A 13,562-nucleotide genomic window follows, 5' to 3' on the forward strand; every position below is an offset into this window, starting at 1 on the left:
GTCCCATGGCAATTCTGGCAGCCGTCTACCACCTGACCCACTACAAATATGACCGGCCGGTGGTGCTTGGCCCCCAGATCATCAGGCTGCAGCCGGCGCCGCATTCGCGCACCAAGGTGTTGAGCCATTCGCTCAAGGTCGAGCCGGCGAACCATTTCGTCAATCTCCAGCAGGACCCCTACGGTAATTTCCTCGCCCGGTTCGTCTTTCCCGAGCCGGTGACGGAGCTGAAGATCGAGATCGACCTCGTCGCCGACATGACGGTCTACAATCCGTTCGATTTCTTCGTCGAACCGTCAGCTGAGGCGTTCCCGTTCGATTATCCCGAGGACATCAGGGACGATCTCGCCATCTACCGGACACCGGAGCCGGCGGGTCCGCTTCTCCAGGCTTTCCTGGAAACCGTCGATCGTAGCGCGCCCAACACGGTCAACTTCCTCGTCGACCTCAATGCGCGGCTGCAACGCGAGATCGCCTATATCGTGCGCATGGAGACCGGCGTCTTCTCACCGGAGGAAACGCTGGCGGCGGCCAAGGGCTCGTGCCGGGATTCGAGCTGGCTTCTGGTGCAGATCCTGCGCAATCTCGGCATCGCCGCGCGCTTCGTCTCCGGCTATCTGATCCAGCTCAAGCCCGACCTCATCGCGCTCGACGGGCCGGCCGGCACAGCGGTCGATTTCACCGACCTGCACGCCTGGTGCGAGGTCTATCTTCCCGGCGCCGGCTGGATCGGCTTCGACCCGACCTCCGGCCTGCTTACCGGCGAGAGCCATGTGCCGCTGGCAGCAACGCCGCATTTCCGCAATGCGGCACCGATTTCCGGCATGGCGAGCTTCGCCAATGTCGAGTTCGGCTTCGAGATGCGGGTCGATCGCATCGCCGAACATCCGCGCATCACCAAGCCGTTCTCGGACGAAAGCTGGCAGGCGCTGGATGCGCTCGGCAACAAGGTCGATGCGGCACTCGAGGCCGGGGATGTGCGATTGACCATGGGCGGCGAGCCGACCTTCGTCTCGATCGACGATTTCGAATCCGCCGAGTGGAACACCGCCGCCGTCGGCCCGACCAAGCGCGAAAAGGCCGACGCGCTGATCAGAAAACTGCGCGAACGTTTCGCGCCGGGCGGCTTCCTGCACTACGGCCAAGGCAAATGGTATCCAGGCGAGAGCCTGCCGCGCTGGACTTTTTCGCTCTACTGGCGCGCCGACGGCCAGCCGGTGTGGAGCGACCCGTCGCTGATCGCGCGGGAGAAAAGCGCGGCCGATATCGGGCCGAAGCAGGCCGAAAGCCTGCTGACGGCGATCGCCGGCGAGCTCGGCATCGACAAATCCATGGTCAGCGAAGCCTATGAGGATCCAGCCGAATGGCTGCTCAAGGAGGGGAAGCTCCCCGACAATGTCGATCCGTCGAATTCGAAGCTCGAAGACCCGGAAGAACGCAGCCGCATGGCGAAGGTGTTCGAGCGCGGGCTGACCAAGCCGTCCGGCTACGTCCTGCCGGTGCAGCGCTGGAACAGCCAGGCGTCCGATCCGCGCTGGCGCTCGGAAAAATGGAAGACGCGGCGCGGCCGGCTGTTCCTGGTGCCGGGCGATTCACCGGTCGGCTACCGTCTGCCGCTCGGCACGCTACCCCACGTGCCCCCGGCGCAGTTTCCTTACATCGTGCCGGTAGACCCGTCGCTGCCGCGCGGTGCGCTGCCGGCGCGAGAAGCGATCCTGCCCTCCGTTGCCCCGGCGGAACTGGAAGGCGCCGACGAAATGGCGCGGCGCCAGCAGGCGGCCTCGTTCACGGCGGCGACCGGCCAGCAGGACCGGGTCGAGCAGGAGATCACCGAGATCGGCGGCGCGGTGCGCACCGCGCTTTCGGTCGAGCCGCGCGACGGGCGGTTGTGCGTGTTCATGCCGCCGGTCGAGGCGCTGGAAGACTATCTCGAGCTGGTCGCGGCGGCCGAGAACGCCGCAAAGGCGATTGGCCTGCCGGTTCACATCGAGGGCTACGGTCCGCCGCACGATCCGCGCCTCAACGTCATCCGCGTGGCGCCCGATCCCGGCGTCATCGAGGTCAACATCCATCCGGCTTCCAACTGGCAGGATTGCGTGGCGACCACCACGGCGATCTACGACGAAGCGCGGCAGACGCGGCTTGGCGCCGACAAGTTCATGATCGACGGCCGGCATACCGGCACCGGCGGCGGCAACCATGTCGTGGTCGGCGGCGCCACGCCCAATGACAGCCCGTTCCTGCGCCGGCCCGATCTGTTGAAGAGCCTGGTGCTGCAATGGCAGCGGCATCCATCGCTGTCCTACATGTTCTCCGGCCTGTTCATCGGCCCGACCAGCCAGGCGCCGCGCTTCGACGAGGCGCGCCACGATTCGCTCTACGAGCTCGAGATCGCGATGGCGCAGGTGCCGCATCCCGACAGAGGTAGCGCACCCTTGCCGTGGCTGGTCGACCGGTTGTTCCGCAATCTGCTGACCGATGTCACCGGCAATACGCACCGCTCGGAAATCTGCATCGACAAGCTGTTTTCGCCGGATGGCCCGACTGGCCGGCTTGGCCTTGTCGAATTCCGTGGGTTCGAGATGCCACCCAATGCGCGCATGTCCCTGGCGCAGCAGCTTCTGGTCCGCGCCATCATCGCCCGTGCGTGGAAGAACCCGCTCGACGGACGCTTCGTGCGCTGGGGCACTTCGCTGCATGACCGCTTCATGCTGCCGCACCATGTCTGGGCCGATTTCCTCGACGTGCTCGACGACCTCAAGCTCAACGGCTTCGAGTTCAGGCCCGAATGGTTCGACGCGCAACTCGAATTCCGCTTTCCCTTCTGTGGCGAAGTCCAGCATGCCGGCGTCAAACTGGAGCTCAGGCAAGCGCTGGAGCCGTGGCATGTGATGGGCGAGCAGGGGGCGATCGGCGGCACGGTGCGTTTCGTCGATTCCTCGGTCGAACGGCTGCAGGTCAAGACCGAAGGCCTCAATCCAGAGCGCCATGCGATCGTCTGCAATGGCCGCATCGTGCCGATGAAGGTAACGGACAACAGGGAGATCGCTGTGGCCGGCGTGCGCTTCAAGGCCTGGCAGCCGGCGTCGGGCCTGCATCCGGCACTCCCGGTCAACACGCCGCTGGTGTTCGACATCTATGACCGCTGGTCCGGCCGGGCGGTCGGTGGCTGCGTCTACCATGTCGCGCATCCCGGCGGGCGCAACTACGAGACGTTCCCGGTCAACGGCAACGAGGCGGAGGCACGGCGGCTCGCCCGCTTCGAGGCGCGCGGCCACACGCCATCGGGCTATTTGTTGCGCGAGGAACAGCCGGCGGAAGATTTTCCGATGACGCTTGACCTCAGGCGTTCACCAAGACTGTGATCTGACATGGCAAAGGGGAATCACAAAAGGGTACGCGGCAAGCCGCAGGCCCGTAGCCTGCTGGAGCACTACCAGCCGATCGACGGCGTCGTCGACGAGATGGTCGACGCGTCAGGCAATCCCCGTCCGGCCTGGAAGCATTTTGTCGAGGCACTGGACGAACTCGGAGCCGAAAAGCTTGGCCAGCGCTTCGCCCGAGCCGACCAGTATCTGCGCGATGCCGGTGTCTACTACCGCGTTTATGACAAGGCGGGCGCCAACGAGCGCGAATGGCCGCTGGCGCATATTCCCCTGCTCATCGAGGACAGCGAGTGGCAGGCGATCAGCGCCGGCCTCGTGCAGCGCGCCGACCTGTTCGAGGAAATCGTCGCCGATATCCATGGGCCGAACCGGCTGATCGAAAAAGGCATCCTGCCGGCAGGACTGATCGCGGCGAGCCCTGAATATTTGCGGCCGGTGGTCGGCACCAGGCCGGCCGGGGGGCATTTCCTGCACTTCTGCGCCTTCGAGCTCGGCCGCGGGCCCGATGGCCGCTGGTGGGTGCTGGGCGACCGCACCCAGGCGCCTTCGGGCGCCGGCTTCGCGCTGGAGAACCGCGTCGCCACGACGCGCGCTTTGTCCGACATCTATGGCGAAATGCACGTGCACCGGCTTGCCGGCTTCTTCCGCCGCTTCCGCGACGCGCTGATCGGCATGGCCAAGGAGAGCGACGGCCGCGTCGCCATCCTGACGCCGGGACCGCTCAACGAAACCTATTACGAGCACGCCTATATCGCCCGCTACCTCGGCATCATGCTGCTCGAAGGCGAGGATCTGACCGTTTCCGGCGGCAGGCTGATGGTGCGCACCGTGTCGGGCCTGATGCCGATCAGCGTGCTGTGGCGGCGGCTCGATGCCGCCTTCGCCGATCCGCTCGAATTGCGGCCGGATTCGCAGATCGGCACGCCGGGCCTGGTCGAGGCGATCCGGCAAGGCACGGTGTCCACCGTCAACGCGCTGGGATCGGGCCTGATGGAGACCCGTGCGCTGCTTGCCTTCCTGCCCAAGATCGCGCGCGAACTGTGGGGCGAGGAGCTGCTTTTGCCCAGCGTGGCGACATGGTGGTGCGGGCAGGAGACGGAACGCGCTCATGTGCTCGCCAACATCGACCGCATGGTGGTCGGCCCGGCGCTGTCGACAAGGCTGGCCTTCGAGGATGACGGACAGACGAAGCTCGGCGCGGCGCTGTCGGTGGGGGAGCGGGCGGATCTGGTGGCGCGCATCGAACGCGATGGCGAGGCCTTCGTCGGCCAGGAAGCGGTGACGCTGTCGACGACGCCGGTCTATGTCGGCGGCTGGCTGGAACCGCGGCCGGCGAGCCTGCGCGTCTATCTGGCGCGCACGCCCGAAGGATGGACGGTCATGCCGGGCGGGTTTGCTCGCGTCGGCCTGTCGCTCGACCCGACGGCGATCGCCATGCAGCGTGGCGGCCAGGCGGCCGATGTCTGGGTGGTGAGCGACAGGCCGGTAGAGCGCGAGACGCTGCTGCCGCGGGAGAGCGACAGCTTCAACCGTACCAGGCCCGGCAGCCTGCCCAGCCGCGCGGCGGAAAACCTGACCTGGCTCGGCCGCTACATCGAACGCTCGGAAGATACGGTGCGCATCCTGCGCGCCTATCACGTGCGGCTCGCCGAAACCTCCGACCCGGACATGCCGCTGCTGGCCGATATCAGGGACTATCTCGAACCGTTCGGCATCGATGTCGAAACGGCGATCCCGCCAGGGCTGATCGGCACGCTCGACAGCGCCGTTTACAGCGCTGGCCAGATCCGCGACCGGTTTTCACCGGACGGATGGCTGGCGCTAAAGGATTTGTCGAAGACCATCCATCAGTTCGCCACCACCGTGGCGCCGGGCGACGACGCGACGCGGGCCATGACCGTCATCCTGCGCAAGCTCGCCGGGTTTTCCGGCCTTTTGCACGAGAATATGTACCGCTTCGCCGGCTGGCGCTTCCTCGAGATCGGCCGGCGGCTGGAGCGCGGCATCCAGATCGCCTGCACGCTCGCCAGGCTGACCAGCCGCGAGGCGCCGGACGGGGCGCTGGATATGATGCTGGAGATCGGCGACAGCGTGATGACCCATCGCCGGCAATATCCGGTGCAGGCGGGCCGACGCACGGTGATCGATCTCCTGGCGCTCGATCCGCTCAATCCCCGCTCCATCCTGTTCCAGTTGGAACGGCTGAGGGCCGAGATCGGGCTGTTGCCGTCCGTCGGCGGCGAAGGACACATGTCGGCGGCGGCGAAGGAAATTCTGCAGCTCAACACCGCCATCGCCATCAAGGAACCGGCCGACATGACGGCGAAGGCGCTGAACGAACTCGCCAGCGAGATCGGCGGCCTCTACAACAGCCTCGCCAAAGCCTATTTCGGGTAAAAAGCGATGGCCATGCTGTACGACATCCGGCTTCTGCTCCATTACGACTACGCCGCCGCCGCCGGCGGCGGCCGGCATCAGGTGCGGGTTCTGCCGCCGACCATCGGTGGCGTTCAGCGGGTCATCGCCGCTTCGCTCTCCTTCGAGCCGGCGCCCAATGAACGATCCGACTTCACGGATTTTTTCGGCAACAACGTCACCTCGATCGCCTTTCGCGATGCCCATGACGCGCTCGATATCAGGATGAGCGCGCGCGTGGCGGTGTCGCGGCCCGAGCCTGGGCTCGACGTGTCGCCCGATATCGGCCGGCTCAGGCGGGAACTGGCCGCCGTTCGATCGCTGGCGCCTGCCTCGCCGCACCATTTCCTGACCGCCAGCAGCCATGCGGGCATCGATGCGGCGATCACCGCATTCGCCCAGGACAGCGTCGGGAACTCCGCCGCCGGGACGGCGATGAACCTTTGCAACCGTATCCATCGCGATTTCACCTATGATGGTGAAGCGACCACGGTGCGGACCCGGGCCAGCGATGCCTTCCGGCTGAAGCGGGGCGTCTGCCAGGACTTCTCCCACATCATGATCGCCGGCTTGCGTGGGCTCGGCATACCGGCCGGCTATGTCAGCGGCTTCCTGCGCACCATTCCGCCCAAGGGCAAACCCCGGCTGGAAGGCGCGGATGCCATGCATGCCTGGGTCAAGGTCTGGTGCGGGCGTGACGCCGGCTGGCAGGAGTTCGATCCGACCAACGGCATGCGCGCTTCCAACGACCATATCACCGTCGGCTACGGGCGCGACTATTCGGATGTCGCGCCCATCGTCGGTGTGCTGAAGACGACCGGCGGCCAGGTCGGCGAGCAGGCTGTCGACGTCATCCCGGTGGTGCTCGAAAAGGCGTAAAACAGGGGCGCGGCGACTTGCCCCGCGGCGCGAAAGCCCGCAAAGGGATGGAGTCGACTTCTCAAACATCGATACGGCCATTAGTCTGTATTCGTTTTGAGGGAGAATAGTCTTAAGCTGTTGGGTACAGGTACGGGGTCTGTCATTGAAAACGATCAGCGTCGTCATACCCGCCCACAACGCGGCGGCAACGATCGCTAAAACCCTGGCGTCGCTCGGCGGAGAGGCCGGGTTTATCGGCGAGATACTACTGGTCGACGACCAATCGACCGATGGCACGGCGGATGCAGCACGGCAGGCCGCGGCGCAATCATCCCTGCCGCTGCGTGTGCTGCCGGCCAGTTGCCGCGACGCCGGCGGCGCCCGCAACCTTGCGCTCGATGAAGCGGTCCATCCGTGGGTCTACCTGATCGACGCCGACGACCTGCATCTCGAGGGCGGCCTGCGCTCCTTGCTGTCGCGGGCGGAAAGCCAGCCCAAGGCCGACATGATCGTCGGTGCCTTCCGGCGCAGGGTGAACGGCCAGGACCGGCAGATCAAGGTGCCAAACGGCTATACAGCGGCCTGCCTCGCCAATGCCTCCGCCTATGTGAAGGGGGATATACGCTCGGTGGCGGTGGGCAGCGTGCTGGCTTCCCGGCGTCTCATCGGCGAGACCCGCTTCCCGGTCGGGCTCGCCTTCGACGAGGACACGCTGTTCTGGGCGCGGCTGATGAGCAAGGCGTCGCTTGCCATGGTTCAGCGACCCGTCATGATCTACGAAGTCTCAGCGGAGCGCTCGGACGATCGCTTCACGCTCAACCCGGTGCGGCGCTTTCTGGACTGGCGCCGGGAGCTGCGTACGCTCACCGATTGCGGCATTCCGATTTCGGCACTGAAGGCCAGGGAGGGCCTCGTCGCACTCAAGATTGCCCGGGTTCACTATGCGCGCGGGGACCTGGATACCGCCGCGCGCTTCCTGGCGGTGGCCGAGGCCGCGCCGAAGCGGCGCTCGGAGGCCTGGCGCTGCCTGCGCTACAAGCTCAAGCTCAAGGTGCGGCGTAGGTTGTCGGTTCCTCTGACCCAGATGCAGGGCGCGTTGTAGGCCTCCAGCCATGCCAGTTGCCGACGCCGCCAGGATCGCCTGGTTTTCAGCGGGCGTGTGGAACCAGCAGTCAGCCAGCAGCTTATCTACGCATATTTGCGTGGAGCTTACATGCTGCAGAGATCCAGATTGTCGCTCAGCCAGTCGGCCGACATAGACGGTTCGCCGAGGGCCGGGGCGCAAAGCTCGGCCGAGCACGCCGCGCTGACCTATGTCAGCGATGCCGAGCCCGGTATCCGCCGCCTGAAGGCTGGCAAGGGATTTGCCTACAAGGGGCCGGGCGGGAAAGCGGTCTCCGATGCCGACAAGGCGCGCATCGCGGCGATCGTCATTCCGCCGGCCTGGACCGATGTCTGGATTTCGACCGATCCCAATGGGCATATCCAGGCGACCGGGAGGGATCAGCGGGGACGAAAGCAGTATCGCTATCATCCGCAATGGGCCGAGGAGCGCGACGGCGCCAAATATTCGAGCCTCGTCGCTTTCGCGGAAAGCCTGCCGGAGCTTCGGCGCGGGATCGACAGCGACCTGCGCCGTCACGGCCTGCCGCTCGAACGCGTCGTCGCCGCGGTGGTCTGGCTGCTCGACAACACGATGATCCGCGTCGGCAATGCCGCCTATGCACGTGACAACAAGAGCTTCGGCCTGACGACATTGCGGGACCGGCATGTCGACATCAAGGGATCCAGCCTGCGCTTCGCCTTCAAGGGCAAGTCCGGCAAGGAATGGAGATTGAAGCTGGTCGACCGCCGCATCGCGGGAATCGTGCGCGGCGCGCAGGACCTGCCTGGCCAAAAACTTTTCCAATATCTCGACGAGGACGGCAACAGACGCCCTGTCCGTTCCGACGACGTCAACCGCTATATCCGCGAAGCGGTCGGCGATGCATTCAGTTCGAAGCATTTCCGCACATGGGGCGGCACCATCCATGCCGCGTCGCTGTTCGCGCAGACGGAACTGCCAGAAAGCCAGGGTCAGCAAAAGCGGGTGATGAACAGCGTCATCGACAAGGTGGCGGAGCGGCTGGGCAATACGCGCGCGGTCTGCCGCAAGTGCTATATCCATCCGCAGGTCTTCGAGGCCTGGAGCGAAGGACGGCTGCTTGCAGAAATGGCGCAGGCCAACAGGCGCAAGCGCTCCATCGACGGCCTCGATGAAGAAGAGGCGCTGGTTCTGCGGTGGCTGAAGACGCGCGAGAGCTGACAGGCGGCAAGCGGCCTGAGCCAAATCCGCGACCCCTGATTTTTTTATCGACGCCGTGTCGGGATCGGTCCTACTGTTTCGTCCTTTGACAGAGAAAGGACCTGATATGCTGTATGCCATCCTGTGTTACGCTTCCGAAGACGTCGTCAGCTCCTGGAGCAAGGCGCAGGACGACGACGTCATGGCCAAGCTCCTCAACGTCCAGGACAAATATGCCAAGGCCGGCCGGCTCGGCCCGGTGGCGCGGCTTCTGCCGACGACGGCGGCGACGACGCTGCGCAAGGTCAAGGGCGAATCCGTCGTCATTGACGGGCCGTTCGCCGAGACCAAGGAGCAATTCCTCGGTTTCTATACGCTCGAATGCGCCGATCTCGACGAAGCGGTCGAATTCGCCCGCGAGCTCTCCGAGGTCAACCCGAGCGGCGGCTCCTATGAGATCAGGCCGGTCTCCGTCTTCAATCCCACCAAGGTGGCCGTATGACCGAACTTGCCTGGATAAGCTCGGCCATCAGTGCCGCCCGCCCGCAGGCGATGGGCGCGCTGCTGCGCTATTTCCGCGACCTCGACACGGCGGAGGAAGCTTTCCAGGATGCCTGCCTCAGGGCGCTCAAGAACTGGCCGCAGAACGGGCCGCCGCGCGATCCGGCGGCCTGGCTGATCTTTGTCGGCCGCAACAGCGGCATCGACGCGGTGCGCAAGCGCGCCAAGCAGGCGCCGATGCCGGAGGAAGACCAGATTTCCGATCTGGAGGATGCCGAAAGCGACATTGCCGAGCGGCTGGACGGTGCGCATTACCGCGACGACATATTGCGGCTCCTGTTCATCTGCTGTCACCCTGATTTGCCAGCGACGCAGCAGATCGCGGTCGCGTTGCGCATCGTCTCCGGCCTCACCGTCAAGCAGATCGCGCGCGCCTTCCTGGTCGGCGAGAGCGCCATGGAGCAGCGCATCACCCGCGCCAAGGCGCGCATTGCCGATGCCGGCGTGCCGTTCGAGACGCCTGATGCCGTCGAGCGCTCCGAACGGCTCGCGGCGGTCGCTGCCATGGTCTACCTGATCTTCAACGAGGGGTACTCGACCAACAGCGGCGAGGCGCCGGCCCGCGCGCCGCTCTGCGAGGAGGCGATCCGGCTGGCCCGGCTGCTGCTGAGGCTGTTCCAGACCGAGCCGGAGATCATGGGGCTGACGGCATTGCTTCTGCTGCAGCACGCGCGCGCGCCGGCCCGTTTCGACGGCGACGGCGAGATCGTGCTGCTCGAGGACCAGGACCGGAGCCTGTGGAGCCGCAAGATGATCGACGAAGGGCTGGCGCTGGTCGACAAGGCCCTGCGCCACCGCAAGCCCGGCCCTTACCAGGTGCAGGCGGCGATCGCGGCCCTGCATGCGCGGGCCGAGAAGGCCGAGGACACGGACTGGGTGGAGATCGACCTGCTCTACGGGCTGCTCGAACAGATGCAGCCGTCGCCGGTCATCACGCTCAACCGTGCTGTCGCGGTCGCCAAGGTGCGCGGGCCGGAAGCGGCCCTGGCGATGATCGAGCCGCTCGAGCAGAGGCTTTCCGGCTATTTCCACTTCTTCGGCCTCAAGGGCGGACTGTTGATGCAACTCGACCGGGGCGAGGAGGCGCGCATCGCCTTCGACCGCGCCATTGCGCTTGCCAACACGGGGGCCGAAGCAGCCCATATCCGCATGCATATCGACCGTCTGATCAAGGACGGCGCCGTGCGCGCGCCGGCGAAGAAGGCAAACTGAAGCCTCTACCGTTCTGCTCAACCTCGTCTGGCTCAATCGTGCGATCCGGGCTTGGACCATGCCGGGGTGGCGATTTTCCCTTGAAACAGGTAATGGCACGCCATCACAGCCCCTTCCGGCCGCGACGGCACCGGGAAGGCATGGCGCAAGGCGTCGACCCAGCCATACGAGCGGCGGGATCTGAAAGGACCAAAATGACGATAGCGAAGGAAACGACCGAGCTTCTGGCGAAACTGGGCGTGGCCAAGGACGCGCTTGCCGGCGGCGACCTGATCGTGCGCAGCCCGGTGACGGGTGAACAGATCGCGGCGCTGAAGACGATCACGCCGGCCGACGCGGCCAAGACCATCGATGAGGCGCACAAGGCGTTCCAGTCCTGGCGGCTGGTGCCGGGTCCCAAGCGCGGCGAACTGGTGCGCCTGCTCGGCGAGGAACTGCGCGCGCACAAGGCCGAGCTGGGCCGGCTGGTGTCGATCGAGGTCGGCAAGATCCCGTCCGAAGGGCTCGGCGAAGTGCAGGAAATGATCGACATCTGCGATTTCGCCGTTGGTCTTTCCCGGCAATTGTATGGTCTCACCATCGCCACCGAGCGTCCTGGCCACCGCATGATGGAAACCTGGCATCCGCTGGGCGTCGTCGGCGTCATCTCCGCCTTCAACTTCCCGGTCGCCGTGTGGTCGTGGAACGCGGCACTTGCGCTGGTCTGCGGCGATGCGGTGGTGTGGAAGCCGTCTGAGAAAACACCGCTGACGGCACTTGCCTGCGAAGCGATCTTCAAGCGTGCCGTCAAGCGCTTCGGCGCTGACGCTCCGCAAGGCCTGGCGCCCGTGCTGATTGGCGACCGTGCGGTCGGCGAGATCCTGGTCGACCATCCGAAGGTGCCGCTGGTTTCGGCCACCGGCTCGACCCGCATGGGCCGGGATGTCGGGCCGCGCCTGGCCAAGCGCTTCGCCCGCGCCGTGCTGGAACTCGGCGGCAACAATGCCGGCATCGTCTGCCCGACGGCCGATCTCGACATGGCGCTGCGCGCTATCGCTTTCGGCGCCATGGGCACCGCCGGCCAGCGCTGCACGACGCTGCGTCGCCTGTTCGTTCATGACAGCGTCTACGACGCCTTGGTGCCGCGCCTGAAAAAGGCCTATCAGAGCGTTTCGGTCGGCAATCCGCTGGAGACCTCGTCGCTGGTCGGGCCACTGATCGACAAGGCTGCCTTCGATGCCATGCAGAAGGCGCTGAGCGAAGCGGTTTCACATGGCGGCAAGGTGACCGGTGGCACGCGGGTCGAGAACGGCCATCCCGATGCCTATTATGTCCATCCAGCACTGGTCGAAATGCCCAAACAAGTCGCACCGGTGACGGAAGAGACCTTCGCCCCGATCCTCTATGTGATGAAGTATTCCGATTTCGACGCCGTGCTCGATGAGCACAATGCGGTCGGCGCCGGCCTGTCGTCGTCGATCTTCACCCGCGACCTGCAGGAATCCGAGCGCTTCCTCGGTGTCGATGGGTCGGACTGCGGCATCGCCAACGTCAACATCGGCACATCGGGGGCCGAGATCGGCGGCGCTTTCGGTGGCGAAAAGGAAACCGGCGGCGGCCGCGAAAGCGGATCGGACGCGTGGAAGGCCTATATGCGCCGCGCCACCAACACGGTGAACTATTCCAAGGCGCTGCCGCTTGCTCAAGGCGTCTCGTTCGACATCGAGTGAGACGCCGAGAGGTACCCGCAGTCAGTGTCGATCAAGCTCGCGGGGCATAAATCGACAAAGGCGGAGGGCGTGCGCGCGGCTGTAACGCTGGACAGCTTCTGACGCTTGTCCAGCGTCGGATTTCGTAGCGCTTTTTTATGGTGCGGTTGCTCTCCGATCATCCGTGCCGCATAGGGCTGCGATTGGAGTGCTACCGGGCGCGACGGATTCGTGCATCCCCGCATGGGGCGCTCAACTGCCTGTCCTGCGCAGCGCTGCTCAAGCGCCCCGTTGCGATGGCGGAAAACAGGTCTTGAAGGCGGTGTCGACGACGGCCAGCTTGGCCGCCTGGACGGTCATGTATTCCTCGTAAAATCGGTGTGACACCCACATCACCGAGTGGCCGCGCTGGCCAAGCCAGCCAATGCTGCCGAGTTCCTCCGCCGTGCGCAGTTTGCGGCCGAGATGGGTCCGCGAGAGCTTGAGCCATTTGGCGAAGTCGCCGATCGAAACCACGCCGGTCGGAATTCGCTCCAACCCGGCATGGTCCGGGTCGATGCCCGACATCAGCCAGTCCATGACGATGCCGCCATTGTTGAGCCAGATGAACAGCGAAAAGGTCTGGTTGGGTTCGCGCACTGGTTTTGACGCCAGCAGTCCGTCGGCCACCAGGGGCTGCAGCGTGGCGAGCATTTCGGGCCGCTCGAGAAACCTGGCCAGCCGATCGCCGCCGTCGATGTGGTCGAGCGTGCGCAGATGGGCTGTCACCCAGCCGGTGAATCGCTCAATGGTGGCCGCCGTCGGCTGCAAGGGATGCGTTCGGCCGTCCCCGCCGGCCACATACTCGGCGATGTTGTAGTGCAGCATCTCCTTGATGAAGGCGTCCGCCGTGTTGCGGCTGGCCACAGCGTTCTTGTGCACGACCTCGATGAAACGCGATACGGTCAGTTCCTTGCGGCGGTCGTTGGGGTCGCGCCTGAAGTGCATGGCAAGGCCGACATGACCCAGCAGCCAACGCTGCTGCGTGGCAAAGATGGAAGCCAACCGGGGGCTCTCCTCGTAGATACGGATCAGGGACTGCGACTGTTCCTGAACGTAGCGGTGCAAGGCTGGGTGGCCGGCTATGTCTTCCAGATTCAGCGCTGATCTCCCGAT

General features: G+C 65.3%; 9 protein-coding genes. 8 read left to right on the plus strand and 1 reads right to left on the minus strand.

Going from position 1 to position 13,562, the window contains the following annotated elements:
* The first annotated feature begins 5 nt into the window (after positions 1–5).
* The 8 genes from FJ948_RS12030 to FJ948_RS12065 all read left to right on the plus strand — a co-directional run bounded on the left by FJ948_RS12030 (position 6) and on the right by FJ948_RS12065 (position 12,428).
* Positions 6–3,365: a transglutaminase family protein gene (locus FJ948_RS12030; RefSeq protein WP_140704562.1), complete on the plus strand. Its 3,360-nt coding sequence runs from the start codon at positions 6–8 to the stop codon at positions 3,363–3,365.
* Positions 3,366–3,371: 6 nt separating this feature from the next.
* The gene (locus FJ948_RS12035; RefSeq protein ID WP_140704564.1) at positions 3,372–5,783 is read left to right on the plus strand and encodes a circularly permuted type 2 ATP-grasp protein; all 2,412 of its coding nucleotides are present in this window, start codon (positions 3,372–3,374) and stop codon (positions 5,781–5,783) included.
* A 12-nt stretch (positions 5,784–5,795) separates the two neighbouring features.
* Positions 5,796–6,680: a transglutaminase family protein gene (locus FJ948_RS12040; protein ID WP_140704566.1), complete on the plus strand. Its 885-nt coding sequence runs from the start codon at positions 5,796–5,798 to the stop codon at positions 6,678–6,680.
* 145 nt (positions 6,681–6,825) lie between these two features.
* Positions 6,826–7,764: a glycosyltransferase family A protein gene (locus FJ948_RS12045; RefSeq protein ID WP_140704568.1), complete on the plus strand. Its 939-nt coding sequence runs from the start codon at positions 6,826–6,828 to the stop codon at positions 7,762–7,764.
* A 111-nt stretch (positions 7,765–7,875) separates the two neighbouring features.
* Complete coding sequence (locus FJ948_RS12050; RefSeq protein ID WP_140704570.1) at positions 7,876–8,967, plus strand: DNA topoisomerase IB; 1,092 nt, start codon at positions 7,876–7,878, stop codon at positions 8,965–8,967.
* Between the two features lie 106 nt (positions 8,968–9,073).
* Positions 9,074–9,448, plus strand: coding sequence for a YciI family protein (locus FJ948_RS12055; protein WP_140704571.1), 375 nt, complete (start codon positions 9,074–9,076; stop codon positions 9,446–9,448).
* Entirely contained in the window at positions 9,445–10,719 is a 1,275-nt protein-coding gene (locus tag FJ948_RS12060) for an RNA polymerase sigma factor (protein ID WP_140704573.1), read from the plus strand. Before FJ948_RS12055 ends, FJ948_RS12060 begins: the two co-directional genes overlap by 4 nt.
* A gap of 194 nt (positions 10,720–10,913) precedes the next feature.
* Entirely contained in the window at positions 10,914–12,428 is a 1,515-nt protein-coding gene (locus tag FJ948_RS12065; protein WP_140704575.1) for an aldehyde dehydrogenase family protein, read from the plus strand.
* A 258-nt stretch (positions 12,429–12,686) separates the two neighbouring features.
* On the opposite strand, the gene FJ948_RS12070 is transcribed toward FJ948_RS12065, so the two are convergent.
* Positions 12,687–13,415 carry a hypothetical protein gene (locus tag FJ948_RS12070; RefSeq protein WP_224559306.1) on the minus strand — a complete coding sequence of 243 codons (729 nt, stop codon included), beginning with the start codon at positions 13,413–13,415 and terminating at the stop codon, positions 12,687–12,689.
* Between the last annotated feature and the right edge of the window lie 147 nt (positions 13,416–13,562).

The sequence above is a fragment of the Mesorhizobium sp. B2-3-12 genome (assembly GCF_006442205.1).
In the GTDB taxonomy this organism is placed as follows: Bacteria; Pseudomonadota; Alphaproteobacteria; order Rhizobiales; family Rhizobiaceae; genus Mesorhizobium.

What these genes read in the sequence shown, in the direction of transcription:
- FJ948_RS12030 (WP_140704562.1), top strand. Translation starts at nt 6, where the DNA reads ATGGCAATTCTGGCAGCCGTCTACCACCTGACCCACTACAAATATGAC.
- FJ948_RS12035 (WP_140704564.1), top strand. Translation starts at nt 3,372, where the DNA reads ATGGCAAAGGGGAATCACAAAAGGGTACGCGGCAAGCCGCAGGCCCGT.
- FJ948_RS12040 (WP_140704566.1), top strand. Translation starts at nt 5,796, where the DNA reads ATGCTGTACGACATCCGGCTTCTGCTCCATTACGACTACGCCGCCGCC.
- FJ948_RS12050 (WP_140704570.1), top strand. Translation starts at nt 7,876, where the DNA reads ATGCTGCAGAGATCCAGATTGTCGCTCAGCCAGTCGGCCGACATAGAC.
- FJ948_RS12055 (WP_140704571.1), top strand. Translation starts at nt 9,074, where the DNA reads ATGCTGTATGCCATCCTGTGTTACGCTTCCGAAGACGTCGTCAGCTCC.
- FJ948_RS12060 (WP_140704573.1), top strand. Translation starts at nt 9,445, where the DNA reads ATGACCGAACTTGCCTGGATAAGCTCGGCCATCAGTGCCGCCCGCCCG.
- FJ948_RS12065 (WP_140704575.1), top strand. Translation starts at nt 10,914, where the DNA reads ATGACGATAGCGAAGGAAACGACCGAGCTTCTGGCGAAACTGGGCGTG.